This is a genomic window from Acidipila sp. EB88 (assembly GCF_003858395.1).
Lineage (GTDB): Bacteria > Acidobacteriota > Terriglobia > Terriglobales > Acidobacteriaceae > EB88.
In genome coordinates, this window is record NZ_QWEV01000005.1 from 4014545 (window position 1) to 4032108 (window position 17564).

Here is a 17564-nt window from a genome sequence, read left to right on the forward strand (position 1 = left end):
GGCATAGGTGCCACCAACCGCCAGGCTTCTTGGTTCAGGTTACTGCTGTGGCTTCTTCGGGGTAGTCGGCGCGGTGCCCGACGGAGCCGCAGGTGCGCCCAGTGTCGGCGCAGGTGCAGCGTGCTGCTGCTCGTAGGTCTTCTGCGCAGCTTCGATCTCTGCCTTGTGGCGTTCGATCACCGCACGTGCGGTGTCCTGGCCATTCTTCAGAGCCGTCTGCTGGATCTCGCTCGAGAGATAAGGCGTGATCGCAAGCAGATCCTTACCGGCCGGGGTCTTGTAGAACGCGATGATCTGCGTGGCGTTCTCGGTCGAAAGGTAGCGCTGATAGGTCGTGACGATCGGGCCTTCGATGTCCATCTTGTCGAGGCTCGCCTTCATGTCGGTCTTTACATCCGCCGGCACAAAGGGAGGGAACGCGCGCTGGAAGTACGCCATGATGTTCTCAATCAAGCGAGACTTGGTCTGGTCTGCACCAGTCAACTGCATCAACTCGTGTGCCTGCTCGATCGTCAGTGGATGCGCGGGCGCCGGTGGCTGCCCAGGCTTCGCCGAGCCAGCGGTGGGGAGCGGCGGGACGGGCTTGGCGGCAGGAGCGGCGGAGGTTTGCGCCATCACGGAGACGGCGAGCAGAAATGGCGCAACAGCGCCAACGACGAACTTGTGCAAAGAGAAACTCCTGAAGTGCGGAATGCGTTTTCCGTTCGAGAAGAGTTGGCGCCGGTCAGAATCGATGCGGACCGGTGCAGGAGAAGCAGGTGCGCTCATGGTCGAGCGCACCTGCTCCCGGTGCTTCAGCAGTAAAACTATTCGCCGAAGTTGACGGCTTCCAGGCCCAGGTACTCAGCAGTCTGGCCCAGTTCCTCTTCAATGCGAAGGAGCTGATTGTACTTGGCGATGCGGTCAGTACGCGAGGCCGAGCCGGTCTTGATCTGGCCTGCGCCCGTGGCTACCGCGAGATCCGCAATGAAGGTGTCTTCGGTTTCACCGGAACGGTGCGAGATGATCGAGGTGTAGCCGTAGCGCCGGCCCAGCTCGATTGCTTCCAGCGTTTCAGAGACGGTGCCGATCTGGTTAACCTTGATCAGGATCGAGTTCGCGATGCCCTCTTCAATGCCGCGCTGCAGACGCTCGGTGTTGGTCACGAACAGATCGTCGCCCACGAGCTGGATGCTGGGTCCGAGCAGCTCCGACATGAACTTCCAGCCGTCCCAGTCGTCTTCCGCTAGGCCGTCCTCGATCGAGACGATCGGGTACTGGCGCGCCCAGCTCTCCCAGTAACGCGCCATCTCTTCGCTTGAAAGCTCGCGACGATCGCTCTTCTTGAAGATGTACTTGCCTGACTCCTTGGAGTAGAACTCGCTCGCTGCTGGGTCGAGTGCGATGGCGATATCCTCACCCGCCTTGTAGCCCGCCAGCTCGATCGATTCCAGAATCAGCTCGATCGCTTCCTCGTTGGACTTGAGCGACGGCGCGAAGCCACCCTCATCGCCCACCGCGGTGTTGTAGCCCTTCTTCTTCAGCACGCCCTTGAGCGTGTGGAAGACCTCGGTGCCCCAGCGCAGCGCGTCCGAAAAGCGCTCGGCGCCGACCGGCATCACCATGAACTCCTGGAAGTCCACGTTGTTGTCGGCGTGCGCGCCGCCGTTCAGGATGTTCATCATGGGCGTCGGCAGAATCGAGGCATTGACGCCACCCAGGTAGCGGTAGAGCGGCAGGTGCAGCGCGGTGGCCGAGGCGCGTGCGGCGGCCATGGACACCGACAGGATCGCGTTGGCGCCGAGCTTGCTTTTGTTCGCCGTGCCGTCGATTGCAATCATGGTCGCGTCGAGCAGGCGCTGGTTTGAGGCGTCCATACCGGTCAGCTCCGGTGCCAGCGCGCTCTCCACGTTCTCAACAGCCTGCAGAACACCCTTGCCGAGGTAGTGGCCCTTGTCACCGTCGCGCAGCTCCACGGCCTCGTGCTCGCCGGTCGAGGCGCCCGAGGGCACAGCAGCGCGGCCGCGAACGCCGCCTTCCAGAACTACTTCTGCTTCCACCGTGGGGTTGCCGCGGGAATCCAGGATCTCCCGGGCGTGAATGGCGACAATCTCAGTCATGTGTGTCCTTGTAGTGATGTAGTGCTGTAAGCGTTCTGGCAGACGTGGCCGCCGATCCACGCGGATCGGCGTCTGCCCCTCGCTGGCGCTCCCAATGTGCTCGATGAACTCCGCCATGGGCAGCTCCCTCAGTTTCTGGCATACGGCAGGGCAACTTCACCCCGCAAACATGCCGATTCTAACAAACGAACCTACCGCGTTTGTGCTGGCGACCCTTGGATTGCCGGAATCTTCATGCGCGTGGCCCTCCGAACTGATCGTGCTTCAGCTATCCAGCGAAGCAACTTCGTCGGCTTGGGTACGCACCGGAACGCTCCGACAAACCTGCACAGGCAATGCCTGCGTCAGCAAGTCTTCTGCTGCCACGACTTTACCTTTGTGGTTCGCATCCCGCCTGTCGGCGCGCTTCTGTTCGCGCGGCGCACCAACAACCATGTAGGCTGGCGCTGCATGGTGCGCTGCCCTTGGGCCGCCCTCTTCCTGGAGTGTGTTGCGATGACGTCTGTTCTTCTTTCAATGTTCCGCCCGGTTTCGCCGCGAACCCGGATCGCACATCCGCTCGCAATGGCTGCCGTTCTGTTGTGCGCCGCAACATATGCGCCTTGCCTGCGCGCCCAGTCAGCCTCGACCGCACCTGCCTACCAGGATTCCGGCGTCTCACGCCCGCCGTCCGATGACACGATCGTGGCCAACGACGACGTGGTCGCCGCACCGAGCAAGCCGCTGCCTGGTACGCCCTCGCCTGCCCCGGTGCAGCAGCAGCCCCCAGTGGCTGCGCAGCCCGTGAGCCGGTCCCTGGCCGAGAACCCTGACTACGGACCAATCACCAGTACCAGTGATGCGCAGCCAGCCAACGCCGATCACGGGGTACACCTGATCAGCCGCCCGACCGATCCGGACGAGGGCGTTGTCGGCATGGTGCCATCCCCGGCCAACCAGCTTGCCGAGGGAACCAACATCCGCGTGCGCCTGCTGCAGGCTCTCAGCACGCAGCAGACACAGGATGGTGAGCCCTTCCGTGGACAGGTCGCCAACGACGTCTACAAGGACGGCAGGGTGGTTATCCCGCTCGGCTCCGAGCTGCGCGGCCGCGTCACGCAGGTAAGCCAGGGGCATCGCCTCGGTGCGCATGCCACCATCCGGCTACGGCCCGATGCCGTGATCCTTCCGGATGGCACCGCGTACCACCTCATGGCACAGGCCATTTCTACCTCGCAGGCCAACACCCGGACCGACCAGGAAGGCGGCATTCAGCCAACGATGCACGTGGCCAAGGACCTGGCCGAGTACGGCGCCGGGGCTGGCGGCGGCGCGATCGTTGGTGGCGTGTTGGGTGGTCCTGTGGGCGCAGGCGCAGGCGCGCTGGTAGGCGCAGGCATCGTGACCACGCACATGCTGCTGCAGAAGCCCCAGTCCGCACACGTGGAGCAGGGGTCGGAAGTCGTCTTCAGCCTGACGGAGCCCATGGAATTGCTGCCCACCCGCAACTAACCGGCGTGCGCGAGCAAAGCAGGCGCCCTTCGCGGGGCGCCTTTGTGCTGCTCTGAACCCGGCAGCGCGACGGAACCCCACGCAGCACAAGGGGTGCGCACCAAAGATGTGGCAGGGGTTACCCAAACCATCGCTATAGTCCTCCATAGCGGCAAAACTGACGCCCGTGTTTTACATGCTTGGGCATGGAATTGGCAAGCATGAATCTCTATACTGAAACTGTTCCTTGAGTCCCTGCAGCATGGCAGACAGGCAGCGACGCTGTTCGTGCAAGCTTCCTTGTCGGCATGCGGCCTGAACCGCGGTCCTGGGATGGGGCAAGAAATTGCAGCACAGGATGCTTCGATGAGTCAGAGCTACGCGGTGCTGTTCAAAACACATTTCTGGGATGACTTTACCCGCCGGCAGCTCGATCGTTTGAAAGCCGTCGTGGGGCGAGGCGATATCTACGTCCTGGTGGATGAGACCTTCCAGCCCGCCCCGCCGATCGCCCACGACCATGTCCTGGGCGTAACCAGGCAGGACATCGAGACGCTGCAACTCGCGCCTATCACCACGCACGGCTCCATCCTCTGGTACAACATCGATTACCCGCACTACGTTGCCTTTTCCAAGCTCCCGGCTTACGACTACTACGTCACCATCGAGTTCGACGCCAATATTCGCCAATCCCTTGACACCCTGATCGACGCACTCGCACGCGACGAGGTTGACTACCTTGGTTTTCCCATCCGCAAGCGGGCATCGGAGTGGCCGTGGTACAGCGCGCACCTCGATATCTACGGACCGGACATGCTGGTTGCGCTTTCCTGCTTTGCCGTGTTTTCGCATCGCGCACTGGCGCTGCTGCTGGCCCGGCGCCAGGTCATGAGCAAGGCATTCGCCGCGGGTAGGCTGTCGTTCTGGCCTAACAACGAGGCGTTCCTACCGAACGAGATCCGCAACGCCAGGCTGCACATGGAAGCGCTTGCGACGTATGGTCCGGACAAGCACTACGACTGGTGGCCGCCTCTCGAGGAGTCCGCTCTGGACGGCCTGGGCGAGCAGATGTTTGTGCATCCGGTGCTGCACGGCACGCGCTTTGTGCGCAGCCTGATCCATCACGAACCCAACCTTAAGAGCTTTCTCAAGGTTGGTACGGCAAATCACGAGAAGCTCAAGCACTTCGATCCGCAGCTTGTGACTTCGCTGCTGCGGGCTGAAAGCAGCCGTCGCTGGCGGGATCGCTTCAGCCGCCTGCTGCAGCGGGTCAGGCTGCAGCGCAAGTGGGACAGCAACGCGCACGCGAAAAGTGCCAGGGTCGCGCAGGCGGAGTCGCTGCACAACTCGGGCTAGTCCGCTTGTTCGGCCCGATCATGTTAGCCAGCAGAGCCGCCTCAGCTTGGGATGCGGTCCAGCAACCGCTTCCAGTTTTTCTGGTTCTTGCGGAACGACCGCTTCAGATCCTCTAGAATCCGTTCGAAATCCGTGTGGCCGCTGAGACGCTTCCATGCCGGGTTCTGCGCAAACCACGGGTAGTTTTCATTGCCCAGGTAGATCGCCCGGCGCAGCCAGTGCAGCGCTTCGCTTTCGTCCCCTTCCACGGCAAAGTACGTCGCAAGTCGGTAGGCCATTTCGCTGTCCGCTTCGGCTGCGGAGATGGAGTTCTCCTCGATCAGCTCGGCTGCCCGTTCGCGCTCGCCTGCCTGTACGTAGCACATGGCGAGCGTCGGATACGCCAGGCGCATGCTGTGGTCATCCTCGATCACGCGCTCCAGGATGTCGATCGCGGCAGCGGTGTCGTTCTGCCGCATACGCTGGTAGGCCACTGAGGTCCGCAACAGCGGGTGCTTCGGCTCAAGCGCCAGGCCTTTTTCCAGCTCGTCGCTGGCGAGCTCCAGCTGGTTCTGGTACTGGTACACGCGCGCGCGATGGTTGTAGATGATGGGCGCGTTGGACGGGTCCAGTTGCAGCGACGCGTTGAACTGCTTCAGCGCGTGGTCATACATGCCGTCGAGCCGCATGGTGATGCCGGCGATGATGTGGACCTGCGCGTCGTTGGAAGCGGTATGCAGCAGGTGCTCAATGCCGTGGCGGGCGCTTTCCTTCTCGCCGCGCGACAGCAGCATGTAGACCCGGTACAGGTTGGCTTCCACAGAGCCGGGGTCAATCTCGAGCGCGCGGTCAAACGCCTTGCGCGCCGCGATGACGTGCATGTGGCCGCCAAAGCCATGCCGCACGTACTGCAGGTGGGTGATGCCCAACCCGCTCCACGCAGCCGAGAACGGCGCGTCTTCGCCGGTCACATGCTCGAACCGCTCCAGCGCCCGGTCCAGGTCGCTGCGGCTGCCGGTGCGCTGCATAAATGCGGAAAGCATGGCGCGAGCCTGCAAGTACTCCTCGGAGGCCTGGCCGGTGAGCCGGCTGCCCCGCGGCGACGAGCGATCGGCGATCTTGAGCTGCCCGATTCCCTGCAGCGAAGCGAACACGTCATTGCAGATCTCGCTCTGCACAGCGATCAGGTCAAAGGAAGGCACGCTGATCCCGCCGCCGCCGCCCACGCTCTGGTTGAGCACGTCGATCAACTGCCAGTTCAGGTCGAAGCCCTCCTTGGAGCGCATGAAGGATCCGGCCAGGACCCACCGCACCAGCAGCTTCTGCCCGATCATCAGCGGGTCCATCTGTGCAAGCTGCTGCGGCGTGCTCATCTGCAGCAAAGCGCTCGAAGGCCGCACTACGATCGACGGCATACGCGCCAGCCTTGCCGCAATGGCGTCGGCCAGCGCCGACCCGTACAGGATGGCGACCGGTTCCGACCCGAGGTTGGTGAATGGCAGCACCATGATGCTGTTCTGCTTACCTGCCGTGTCCGGCGAGTCGCGGAAGCGCTCAGCAAGCATCGAGAGGAAGCCCGTGGTGCGCTTCTCTGTCTCCGCGGCAGAGACCGGCAGGGTGGCCGCAGCTTCCCCGGGAATAATCCCGGACTCCAGCTGCATGGTCTTCATGATGGTTTTGAGTGCCTCGCGGGTGTCGGCGGCGCTCGCGTAACGGTCTGCCGGCGTCTTGGCAAGCAGCGTGTTGATCACGGACTCGAGCTCCAGCGGCGCCTGCGGACAACATTGAGAAAGCGCCGGCTGATCCACAAACTGGATCGCGCGAATGCTCTGAAACTCGTCCCCGTCGGGGCGGCTGAACGGGTGCCGGCCGCTCACCAGTTCATACAGGATGACGCCCAGCGCCCAAAGATCGCTCCTCACGCTCGACTGGCCGGTCACAAACTGCTCGGGCGCCATGTAGCCGATGGTGCCGCCACGCGCGGTGTAAGTTGCGGCGAGCGGCCCGCCTTTGCGGGTGCTGGTCACCGACGGGTCGAACTCGGCATCTTCGACGCTGAGCCGCCGCGCCAGGCCGAAATCCAGGATCTTGATGAGGCCGCCATCCGTGAGAATCACGTTGGCCGGCTTGAGGTCGCGATGGAAGATGCCGAGCGAATGCGCCGCATGGAGCCCGTCGGCGATTTGGATCCCGACCGAAAGCACCAGCTGGATCGTCGCTGGTCCGCGCGCGATGAGCTTGTCCAGCGGCTGCCCCGGCACGTACTGCATGACGATGAAGGCTTCTTCCCCTTCTTCGCCAACCTCGTAGATCGCGCAGACGTTGGGGTGCTCGATGGCGGAAGCCAGCCGCGCCTCGCGCAGCACGGTGCTTCGCATCTGCTCCGAGGTGAGCGCACCCTTTTTCAGAATTTTCAAAACGACCGGGCGCATCAACTCGGTATCGTTCGCCAGGTAGACGACGCCGCTGCCGCCCTGGCCCAGGCGTCGCTGCAGTTCGTAGTGCTCGATTACCCTATGCTTCATTCCTTGTTAGTGTAGCGGCTGTTTGCCGGGTCCAGCTCGGGGCGCCAGCTCCCACCTCGGAACCGCCTCGTCGGCCGCCCTATCGGCGCAACACCGGGCGGAAAGAGCCAATACGGCATGGGCGACTCTGTTTCGGGATGGTCCCCCGGGCGAATGTGGAAATAACTACCAGTTACCGGAAGAATGGCGTTTAATGCCTATCTAAAACAGGCAACGCTGCTGCCTCCCACGAATCCCTCATGTCGATACTCTCTGAAGATGTTATGTACCGGCTGCTTGTCCAGAGCGTTACCGATTACGCAATCTACCTGCTCTCCCTGGACGGCTTCGTTCTGAACTGGAACGCCGGTGCGCAACGGTGCGAGGGGTACAGGGCGGACGAGATCATCGGGCAGCATTTCTCGATCTTCTACACCGAGGAGGAGCGCGCGCAGGATCTGCCCCAGCAGGCGCTCCGCACGGCCCTGCACACCGGCGGCTTCGAAACCGAAGCCTGGCGCGTGCGGCAGGACGGCTCGCGCTTCCTGGCCCATGTCGTGCTACAGCCGGTGAAAGATGAGGCCGGAACAACCTTCGGGTTTGCCAAAATCGTCCGTGACCTGACCGAGCAGCGGGAGCGAGAGTCCCGAGTGGCTGAGCAGGAGAGGACGTTCCGGCTGCTGGTGCAGGGCGTCACCGACTACGCCATTTACATGCTGTCCCCAGGCGGAATCGTGAGCAACTGGAACGCCGGCGCGGAGCGAACCAAGGGCTATCGGGCCGATGAGATCGTCGGGCAGCATTTTTCCCGCTTCTACACGCCGGAAGATCGTTTGCGGGGACTGCCGGAACAGGCGCTGGCGACCGCGATGGAGAGCGGACGATTCGAAGGCGAAGGCTGGAGACTGCGCAAGGATGGCAGCAGCTTCTGGGCACACGTTGTGATCGATGCGATCCGCGATGAGCAGGGTGCAGCGCTGGGATTTGCGAAAATCACCCGCGACGTAACGGAAAGGAAGAAGATCGAGGACCAGATGTCTCACCTGGCCCATCACGATGTGCTGACAACCCTGCTGAATCGCGCCGCGTTCCGTGATGCGGTACAGGCAGCCCTGCGCCGGGACTCATGCTCAGTCCTGATTTACCTGGATCTCGACCGCTTCAAGCCGGTCAACGACACGCTGGGACACCTTGCAGGAGACAAGGTTCTGCAGGTAGTCGCCGAGCGCATCGCGGCACAGTTGCGCAAGACTGATGTGGGCGGACGACTGGGCGGCGACGAGTTTGCAATCCTTCTTGTGGACTGCGAAAGCGATCAGGATGCCGCCGCCGCCAGCGAACGCCTGATCCGCGAGATTGAACGACCTATTTCGATCGATGGCCTTACCGTCACAATCGGCGCCAGCGCAGGCGTGGCCTTCGCCGGGGGAGAGCCCTGCACTCCGGAAATGCTGCTTCACAACGCGGACCTCGCACTCTATGCGGCCAAGCGGGAAAAACGCGGCACCTATCGCCGCTACGAACCAGGCATGGACATCGAGATCGCACAGCACAAGGCGCTCGAGAGCGATCTGCGCGCGGCTCTGGGCCGTAACGAGTTCTCGCTGCACTATCAAGCCGTAGTCCACGCCAGCAGCAATGCCGTGACCGGCTACGAAGCCCTGCTCCGCTGGAACAGTCCGACGCGCGGCCAGGTTCTCCCTGCTGACTTCATCCCTTATGCCGAGCAGCACGGCCTGATGGTCGAGATCGGCGATTGGGTCCTGAACGCCGCCTGTGTCGAGGCGTCAAGATGGCCGGACACTCTCTCCATCTCGATCAACGTGTCGCACGCGCAGCTGCGCTCGCCCGACTTCGTGCGGAGGATTGATGAAGTGCTCGCACGGACCGGCGTGTCCCCTGGGCGCCTCGAGCTGGACATCACCGAAACAGCGATCATCAGCGACCTTGCCGCTGCGCAAGCCACCCTGGAGGAGCTCCGCGCTAGAGACATCCTGATTGCCGTGGACGATTTTGGATCGGCGCACTCTTCGCTGAGCCTTTTGCGCACGCTGCCGATCACGCGTATGAAGATCGATCGCAGCTTTGTGCAGGAACTCGGCAAGACGGAGCAATCGCTGGCCATCGTACGGGCCCTCACCGGCCTGTGCCAGAGCCTCGGCTTAGCCACTACGGCCGAGGGCGTCGAGACCGAGGAGCAGCGGCGCTTGCTGCGATGCGCGGGCTGCCAGGATCTCCAGGGCTACCTCGTGGGGCGTCCCGCTTCTCCTCCCGCGTTCAGCAGCACGGAAGCCGTTGGTGTGCCGGAAGAGGCTGCGGAAAGTACCGGTTGAGACCCTGCGGAGGTTTACGGGAAAGAAACAGTGCCCGCGGCAACTCCGAATGACCGGGCTTGCTCACGCGGCGACGGTTCCAGTTGAGCAGGCTCAACTGGAACGATGATACGCACAGAAAGACCGGGGCCGGAGCGAAGCATGATCGTGCCGCCCAAGTCACGCACCCGTTCGCGCATGCCGCGCAGCCCATTGCCTTCGGCTCCCTGCATGCCGCGACCGTCGTCAGCGATCTCGAGCTCCACACAGCCCGACCTTGCCTCCAGCAAAATGGTGCTGTGGCGCGCCTCGGCATGCCGCACGATGTTAGTGACGGCCTCTCGCAGCAGCAACGCAAGCGAGGCTTCCTGCTGCGCGGACAGGCGGGGCAACGATGCAGGCACATGCGTGACCGCGACGCCTGCCGCCGACAACGTCGCCACGGCCTGCTGTAACTCCGCTGGCAGACCCTGTGCCTTGTATCCCGATACCGTGTGCCGCACCTCGGCCAGCGCGCGCCGTGCCGTGACCTGGATATCTGCAAGCTCCTGCGCTGTGCGCTCCGGGTCTGTCGCCAGCAGGCGCCCCGCGAGTTCGCTCTTCACCGAGATCAACGAGAGTGTGTGTCCCAGCACATCATGCAGGTCGCGCGCGATGCGCTCGCGCTCCGCGGTCTTGGCAAGCTGCTCGATCTCATCATGAGCCATGCGCAGCCGAGCATCTGCTGCGGCGGCCTTGCATTGCATATACACGGTGAGTCCACTCACGGTGCAGGCACCTACGGCCGACCAGAACTCCCAGAGGGGCAGATGCAACAGCCGGTACTGCAGAAAAATGCAGCTCTCCAGCGCGAGGAAGGCGGCCACAAAGCTGCGTCCCCGGAACAGGTGCGGCAGCGAGGTAGCTACATACACAAAGATGCCAAACGCACTGATGTTTGACGGCACATACACGAAGGCGAGCAGCAAAAGTCCCAGGGTGCTGATTGCCTTCGTTCGGTAGGCCTTGCCCTCATGGGCAAGCGTAAACAGTGGCAGGAACGTGGCGCATGCGAGCACCAGCAGCGCCCAGCCACGAAACGACCGGTCGTACACAGGCTCGATGATCCAAAAGCCGACGTAGAGAAGTTGAAGCCGATGCATGGAGTCCAGCGAAAGAAAGCCAAGCGTGCTCCACGAAAAACCGTGGCGCTGCTTCCAGGCCACTGCCGGCACGCTTCTCTGCGGTGCTTGACCCAACGTTAAGCCCTCGCTTCACTCACGCGCCACACACGCGCGCTGATCCCCAGCAGCACCACAGTATACGTAGCCAGCACCCCATAGCCCACCAGCATCGAGTAGCCCGTGAAGCCGAACACGTGCAGCGCGAGACGTGAGAACCAGAACGTCGGCAGATACTGTGCGAAGCTCTGCATCCACTTCGGGAGCAGTTCCACTGGCACCCATAAACCGCCGCAGAACGAAAGCGGCAAATACAGGAGATTGACAAGACCAGGGCCCGAGCCCGGCGGCACGGCGAGGCCAAACAACAGTCCGAGGCTCGCGAACGGGATGGTGCCGACCGCGACCACTCCGAGCAAGTCCACGATCTCTCCCGGGCTCGCGAGCATCCGTCCGCTGACAAGCGGTCCAAGCGCCACCAGCAACAGGCAGATCGTGAGCGAGAACACGAGACTTGATGCCAGCTTGGCCACAAGGTAGGCCATGGGCGGCATGGGGCTTGCGCGCTTCAACTCAAGCCAGCCGTGGCCTCGCTCATAGGCGAGTCCATTGCCGATGCCGAAAAGTGCTGCGCCCACGGCGCCGAAACAGCTGTAACTCGCAAGCAGGTAGCGCGCCGTCTCGCGCCCTTCCGGCCCTGGATGGCGGTTAATTGAACTGAACAGCAGGTAAAAGATCACCGGGAAGCCGACGGCAGAGAACGAGTACGCGCGATTGCGTAGCATCTTCACCAACTCTGCGCGTATCTCGCGGCCATATAGCGCGAGCAACGTCCTACTGTTGGGCCCAGCGTGGAGAGAATCAGCGACACCACTTAAAGGCATTTTTCTGTCCTCCATCGGTTTCGGATCTGATTTCGGCAATATCCTGGTCAGCGCGGCCGGACACCAGGGGTGCGTTGCGCCAGCGGCCGCCCTGCCTGCAGACGACCCGAGAGCCACGCACGCTAAGCAAGGCCGCCCTGCCCCATAGCGGCTGGTTCCGCAACTGCGTCCCCGGTGAGCGACAGAAAGGCTTCTTCAAACGGCATCGGGCTGACCTCAAGCCCGCTCAGCGCCTGGTCTGCCTGTAACAGCACGCGCAGCACCGCCTCGGGCGCGTCCGTGCACAGGAGCCACCGGTCGCCCTCGCGCCGCAACTCTTTCACCTCAGGCATACCCAGCAAGAAGGGTTCACTCAGTTGCGTGCGGCAGCGGATGCGCGAAGCACCGGCACGGGCGCGCAGTTCCCCCGGCGTGCCCTCCACCAGCAGGCGCCCGTTCTTGAGCAGCAGGATGCGCGAGGCCAGGGCTTCGGCCTCCTCAAGATAATGTGTGGTCAACAGCACGGTCTTTCCCCGCGCTGCCAATGAACGCACCTCCGCCCACAAGGCCCGACGTGCCTCGATGTCCATGCCAAGCGTCGGCTCATCCAGGAACAGGAGATCCGGATCGCCAGCCAGCGCCAGTGCGAACAGCACCCTCTGCTTTTGGCCACCGGAGAGATCGCCGAACAGCTTTTGACTGACAGAAGCCAGCCCCGCAATACGCAGAATCTCCTGCAGTGGAAGCGGCCGCGGATAGTAGCCGCGGAACAGCTCGATGTGCTCACACACTCGCAGCGACTCCGGCATGCGCCCGACCTGCAGCATCGCTCCCACGTGCGTGCGCGCAGCCCGCACCCGTGGACTTCGTCCGAACAGTCGCGCTTCCCCGCTCGTCGGCGAGGTGAGCCCAAGCAGCACGCGGATCGCGGTTGTCTTGCCGGCGCCGTTCGGCCCGAGCAGGGCAACGATCTCACCGGCACGCAGCGAAAAGGAAAGGCCGTCCAGTGCGCGGTGGCCCGGGTACTGCTTGGTCACATTCTGCAGCAATGCCGCGGGCTGCTCCTCCATGCTGGATCGTTGCACCTCAAGCTCTCGCTCGATTGCCGTCATGCCCATGCCTCCGCCCTTCTCTGGTTCGCCGCGTCGAACGCACCCGCGACCCTGAAGAGACAGTCCGAGTATGGGGGTCGTCGCCGCCTGGAGATAGTCACAAGCGTCAGCAAAATGCAGTGACAACTGTCACACAGCGGCATGGCAAAAGTTAAGAGATGTTGGTACGCGGAGCCTTGCACAGAGTTGCGGCGTGGGCGCATATTGCTTCACGTGGCTGCCGCGGCAATGCCGCCGGCCCGAATCCAGGAGGCTTTGTTATGTTTGGCAAATCCAGCAAGACCGAAGGCCCGAAAAAGTGCTCACACCCGGCCTGCTTCTGCATGGTGCCGGGCGGCGACAAGTACTGCTCCGATCACTGCCGTGACACCAAGGGCATGACCGAGCTGAACTGCCAGTGCCATCACTCGGCGTGTCAGCACACGCCGGCCTGATCCGACCGATTGATACCGCAGGCCACTTCATCGGCTGGCCTGTTGGCCTTGTCTTCAGTTCTCTGCACTCTTCATCCCTGACGATCAGCCCTTCCGGCTTCCCTGGGCCGGTCACATGACCACGGCCAGCCCCGGTCGCGGCGAGATCCAGCGCCCCTGGCTGGACCACGCGAGCACTGTCGCGGTGCGGCCGAGACGATCGGCAGCATCCCCATCTGCGTGCCAACGAAACAGAGCCGAAAAAACCGGCCCGGCTCAATGGGCCGGGTGACAAAGCTCCAGAATTGGAGCAAAATAGCGGAAGGTTTCAGGCGAGCGAGGCGAACCAGCTGTTGGCAAAGTCGACGAACCATCCCGCCCCATCGGTGTATCCCTCCAGCTCCTATGCGCCGCCCGCCTTCCCGGACCTGGGCGATGCGGAAGAGCGTCGCCGGCTGGCGCCGGCTGCGCTTCGCGCCTTCTTCAACATGATGGCGCACTGGGGAATCCGGGATCAGGACGCCCGGAGACTGCTTGGCGGCGTCTCCAATGGAACGTTTTACAGCTGGAAGAGTGGCACAGCGCCCATGCTGAAACCCGACATGCTGCTGCGTATCTCGTACCTGGTTGGGATTTTCAAATCACTCAATATCCTGTTCAGCACGCCGCTCGCGGATCGCTGGGTACAACTGCCCAACGCCAACGAAATCTTTCGCAATCGCACCCCGCTCGAGTACATGCTGCACGGGCAAGCGCCTGCCATGGAGACCGTGCGGCGCCTGCTCGATGCCCGGCGTGGCGGCTGAAGCAGGGAGCGAAGCCGCGTGAGCGCAGCAGCCGACGACAACACAGTCAGGACTTCCAAGGGTCCCCGCAGCGGTGCACGCAAGTCCGCGCGTCGCCAGGTGCGGCCAGCAAGGCGGCAGAGCTTCCAGGCCATGGCCGAGGAGCTGCGCGGAGCCCGTGGGCCGGCGTCGCCCAGCCTGCTGCCGCTCGCGCGCTACGTCCCACCCGTCACTGTGCTTGAGCGGGTAACTGCCTCCAGACTTCTGCCCGCGCGCTACAGCGATTCCGTGCTGACCCGTCTCGCAGACTCGGACGAGGATCTGCAGGTGCTCTACGCCCTCGACAATGCCACGAATGAGCGCCTGCTGGCAGAACATGGCAACCGTGCGGGACTGGCGGCGCGTGAGCTTGCCCTGGGCGTTCCCTCGGCCCGGATCATCAATGCAGCGTTTGCTCATCCGCACCCGCTGGGGGCGCGTTTCTCGACTCCTTTCCGCGGAGCCTGGTATGCCGCGTTTGAGCTGGCCACTGCCAAGGCCGAAGTGCTCTTCCATCGCGACGTACAGTTGCGCGAGATCCATTGGGATCAACCCGAGATCCTGGATTACGACCAGTACCAGGCAAACTTCGCCGGTTCATTTCATGACCTGCGCAGCCCGCAGGTAACAGGGGGCGACGCTACGAGCGGGCAGGTGGCAGCCGAGGCACCGGAGGCGTCCGTAAGGCTGGCCTGTCTCCAGCCAGACTCCTATGTGACTTCGCAGCAGCTTGCCGTGCACCTGCTGGAGATCGGCTCCCAAGGCGTTCTTTATCCCAGCATCCGCCGCCCGGGCGGCACGTGCCTCGCTTGCTTTCAGCCGAAATCGGTGCAGGACGTGCGCAAGCGGGATCTCCATCGCCTTACCTGGTACCCCGACTCCCCTGCCACCTTTGCGCGCGTTGCTCGACAGGAGGGGCAGACTGACGTGCTCAAAGTGCGTACCCGGAGCAAGGGCAAGGCCTCCCTGGAGGAGGGCGCCAGCATGCCGACCAATCGGCCGGTCAGCGTAGCAGCCGTACCGCTGGATCATCCTGCCGCTCAGAGCGATAAGGAAGCAGCATCCATAGCTCCGCCCCTGCAGCTGCCGCCGGTCGGGTCGCGGCCGGCACAAGCGCCGATGCTGGTGCCGGAACGCTCACTCAGCGACGAGCCCTGAGCCCTCCCACGGAGCCCGGGCGAGCCCGCCGCTGCTCCGTTCAGCGGATACCCGCCAGCGTCTGCCGCAGCAAGCTTCCCGTTCTTCCCCTGCCTGCGATGGCTCCGTGCATCATTGCGGGTTGCACAGGAAGTCGCACGGGACCAGGACGCCTTCGTGCATGCCGTGATGTCTCATGCTGTCGTGTTCCAGAGAGCCACCAAATGTTTGATGAGCCGTGCTGCCCTGCTTCCACACCCGCAACCAGTAACAACCATGGACCGCGACCAGACGTGACGTGATCACTGCGGGATCGCACAGCAACTGGGACATGGCAGCGGTCATGCCGGGCACGCTCGCGGCTTCCACCGACACACAGGCAGGCGGTCTCTGGCCGAGCAACTCGCGCGTCACCTGCCAGAACTCCGTTGCGGTCAGCAGCCCGGCATCCACGGAAAGCCCGTGCATGCGCTCAGCCGCACTCAGCAGCTCCAGGTCAATGTGGTCTTCAAAGCAGATGGAAAGGCGCTCAGGCGCGCCGGTGATCCGAAGCGGCAGTGCACCATGCTTTTCCATCAGGGCAGCAGGAAGATAGCTCACCATGCGAGCAGCCTGGAATGCGCCCATCCGAAACACGGGACGCTGCCACTGGATCGACAAGGCTGCCGTAAAGTCCGCCTCCGGCAACTCCACCTGCTGCTTCAGCCAGCAGCCGAGCTTGCCGGCACCTACGGACCGCTGGGAACGAAGCGCCTGTTCCAGCTGTGCTTCATTGATAATTCCTTGCTCGATCAGGATGCGACCCAGCTTGACTCGCGGAGCAGCATGGAGCGCAGCGGCAGCGGCCAGCGCCTGCTCTGCGATCACAACCGCACGCAGCAACTGCTCGAGACAATCCACGCTGCAGGCCCACTGCCCGTTGAAGTGGTACACCCCCTGGGCCGCGCACGCGACAACCGCACAGGGTCCGCTTCCGGGCGCTGCCGCAGGCTGCGGTGGGCTCGTCTCCCCCTGATACTCGATACCTGTGCAGCCTGGGTGGGCCCACGTGTTCACCACGCGGGCGGTTGCTCCAGTTGCCACGATTCCCTGCATACATCCTGTCATCACATTCCCCCTGTGTTCGTCGCCCTTGAAGATTGTTCGCCGTGCACTCGCCCGGCGACCGAGTGCCTGTGTCGCGTTTGCCCGCGGCCGTTTCTGCTCGTTGCAGAACGTCGCAGCTAACTCGCGAGCCGCTCCTGCTGGTACGCGGCCGGTGCAGGGCAGCCTCGCGGCTTGCCGCGCAGCTCGGCTACCGAAACGCGGAGTCGTCGCAGGGCCATGTGGTGAATCTGCGAAATGCGCGATTCCACCACGCCAAGCATCGAGCCGATCTCGCGCATCGTCAGTTCTTCGAAGTAGTACAGCAGCATCACTTCCCGCTCGCGTGCAGGAAGACTTTCCAGCGCGGTGCGAACCCTGTCGCGCGCCTCTCCTTCGAGCAGCATGGCCAGCGGGTTCTCGCTCTCCTTGGCCGGGAGAAACTGCAGCTCTTCATCGCCACCGTCTTCGCCGCCACGCTCTGTCTGCAGGCTGCCCATCTCAAGGCTCCGCAACTGGCCCGTGAGCTGCTGCAGATGCAGCAGCGAGAGCCCCATGGCAGCCGCCACCTCTGCATCCTGTGGTTCGCGCCCCAGTCTCGCCTTGAGCGTGTTCGCCGCTTCGTGGAGTGCACGCCCTTTGCGCCGCAGCTCGCGGGGACTCCAATCCAGCGCCCGCAGGCTGTCGAGGATCGCTCCGCGAACACGGAACTGCGCGTACGAACGGTACTGCACGTTCTTGGTCGGGTTGAACTTGCGCGCCGCATCCACCAGGCCCAGCGTACCGGCGCTGACCAGCTCGTCCAGCTCCACGTGCTGCGGCAGGCGGTCGTGAATGGCGCGCGCCACAAAGCGAACAATCGGGAGGTGCGCCAGCAACAGCTGCTCCTGCGCAGTGGTGAGGCCGCGAGCGCCTGGCTCGGTCACACGCTGCACCTGGGGAACCTTGCCCCCCACCATGAGGCTGCCTGTATGTTGACCTCCCCGCACCGGCATCCCGCCCACTGCCGGCAGCTGCTTCAGCTTTGCCGACGCTGCGTTGCCTGTGCCGAGGTACAGCCCTGCCTGCTGCACGCCCGCCTGTACCTGCGACTGTGTCTGATCCTGTGTCTGCGCTTGAAACCCTGCATCGCCCATCCCCCGTGTTGCTTCGCTGGGCTCGCCTGCATGTTGCTGCTGCGCTGCCCTATGACAGGACACTTGTGCAAGAGAGTGGCCGCCAAGGACGCTGCTTCCTGGGGGTTTCTTCATGA

Annotated in this window: 15 protein-coding genes; 6 read left to right on the forward strand and 9 right to left on the reverse strand. The window is 63.4% G+C overall.

What is annotated here, in order from left to right:
• Positions 1 to 39 precede the first annotated feature (39 nt).
• The 3 genes from D1Y84_RS16840 to D1Y84_RS18020 all read right to left on the reverse strand — a co-directional run bounded on the left by D1Y84_RS16840 (position 40) and on the right by D1Y84_RS18020 (position 2534).
• Positions 40 to 669 (reverse strand): DUF2059 domain-containing protein, encoded by a 630-nt coding sequence (locus tag D1Y84_RS16840; RefSeq protein ID WP_158615536.1) that lies wholly within the window; start codon positions 667 to 669, stop codon positions 40 to 42.
• A 137-nt stretch (positions 670 to 806) separates the two neighbouring features.
• The gene (eno, locus tag D1Y84_RS16845; protein WP_124850232.1) at positions 807 to 2099 is read right to left on the reverse strand and encodes a phosphopyruvate hydratase; all 1293 of its coding nucleotides are present in this window, start codon (positions 2097 to 2099) and stop codon (positions 807 to 809) included.
• 264 nt (positions 2100 to 2363) lie between these two features.
• Positions 2364 to 2534, reverse strand: coding sequence for a hypothetical protein (locus tag D1Y84_RS18020; RefSeq protein WP_158615537.1), 171 nt, complete (start codon positions 2532 to 2534; stop codon positions 2364 to 2366).
• A 60-nt stretch (positions 2535 to 2594) separates the two neighbouring features.
• Here D1Y84_RS18020 and D1Y84_RS16850 point away from each other — a divergent pair, with 60 nt between their 5' ends.
• Both D1Y84_RS16850 and D1Y84_RS16855 read left to right on the forward strand, forming a co-directional pair.
• The gene (locus D1Y84_RS16850) at positions 2595 to 3590 is read left to right on the forward strand and encodes a hypothetical protein (RefSeq protein WP_124849719.1); all 996 of its coding nucleotides are present in this window, start codon (positions 2595 to 2597) and stop codon (positions 3588 to 3590) included.
• Between the two features lie 345 nt (positions 3591 to 3935).
• The gene (locus tag D1Y84_RS16855) at positions 3936 to 4925 is read left to right on the forward strand and encodes a hypothetical protein (RefSeq protein ID WP_124849720.1); all 990 of its coding nucleotides are present in this window, start codon (positions 3936 to 3938) and stop codon (positions 4923 to 4925) included.
• Between the two features lie 41 nt (positions 4926 to 4966).
• Here D1Y84_RS16855 and D1Y84_RS16860 read toward each other — a convergent pair whose 3' ends face one another.
• Positions 4967 to 7429, reverse strand: a complete 2463-nt coding sequence (locus tag D1Y84_RS16860; protein WP_124849721.1) for a serine/threonine-protein kinase — start codon at positions 7427 to 7429, stop codon at positions 4967 to 4969.
• 239 nt (positions 7430 to 7668) lie between these two features.
• On the opposite strand from D1Y84_RS16860, the gene D1Y84_RS16865 reads away from it, so the two are divergent.
• Positions 7669 to 9741, forward strand: coding sequence for a bifunctional diguanylate cyclase/phosphodiesterase (locus D1Y84_RS16865; RefSeq protein WP_124849722.1), 2073 nt, complete (start codon positions 7669 to 7671; stop codon positions 9739 to 9741).
• A 14-nt stretch (positions 9742 to 9755) separates the two neighbouring features.
• Here the strand turns inward: D1Y84_RS16865 and D1Y84_RS16870 are convergent, their stop codons facing one another.
• The 3 genes from D1Y84_RS16870 to D1Y84_RS16880 form a co-directional block, all read right to left on the reverse strand.
• Complete coding sequence (locus tag D1Y84_RS16870; RefSeq protein WP_124849723.1) at positions 9756 to 10934, reverse strand: sensor histidine kinase; 1179 nt, start codon at positions 10932 to 10934, stop codon at positions 9756 to 9758.
• Between the two features lie 26 nt (positions 10935 to 10960).
• Complete coding sequence (locus D1Y84_RS16875) at positions 10961 to 11779, reverse strand: ABC transporter permease (protein ID WP_124849724.1); 819 nt, start codon at positions 11777 to 11779, stop codon at positions 10961 to 10963.
• Positions 11780 to 11886: 107 nt separating this feature from the next.
• Positions 11887 to 12861, reverse strand: a complete 975-nt coding sequence (locus D1Y84_RS16880) for an ABC transporter ATP-binding protein (RefSeq protein ID WP_370245792.1) — start codon at positions 12859 to 12861, stop codon at positions 11887 to 11889.
• Positions 12862 to 13115: 254 nt separating this feature from the next.
• Between D1Y84_RS16880 and D1Y84_RS18025 the strand changes: the two genes are divergently transcribed.
• From D1Y84_RS18025 to D1Y84_RS16890, 3 genes are all read left to right on the forward strand, one after another.
• Entirely contained in the window at positions 13116 to 13289 is a 174-nt protein-coding gene (locus tag D1Y84_RS18025) for a hypothetical protein (RefSeq protein ID WP_158615539.1), read from the forward strand.
• 332 nt (positions 13290 to 13621) lie between these two features.
• Positions 13622 to 14074, forward strand: coding sequence for an MbcA/ParS/Xre antitoxin family protein (locus D1Y84_RS16885; protein ID WP_199726434.1), 453 nt, complete (start codon positions 13622 to 13624; stop codon positions 14072 to 14074).
• Positions 14075 to 14092: 18 nt separating this feature from the next.
• Positions 14093 to 15250, forward strand: a complete 1158-nt coding sequence (locus tag D1Y84_RS16890; RefSeq protein ID WP_199726435.1) for an RES family NAD+ phosphorylase — start codon at positions 14093 to 14095, stop codon at positions 15248 to 15250.
• 111 nt (positions 15251 to 15361) lie between these two features.
• Here the strand turns inward: D1Y84_RS16890 and D1Y84_RS16895 are convergent, their stop codons facing one another.
• Positions 15362 to 16312: a hypothetical protein gene (locus D1Y84_RS16895; protein ID WP_158615540.1), complete on the reverse strand. Its 951-nt coding sequence runs from the start codon at positions 16310 to 16312 to the stop codon at positions 15362 to 15364.
• Between the two features lie 140 nt (positions 16313 to 16452).
• Positions 16453 to 17448, reverse strand: coding sequence for a sigma-70 family RNA polymerase sigma factor (locus tag D1Y84_RS16900; RefSeq protein ID WP_233581505.1), 996 nt, complete (start codon positions 17446 to 17448; stop codon positions 16453 to 16455).
• Positions 17449 to 17564: the final 116 nt, after the last annotated feature.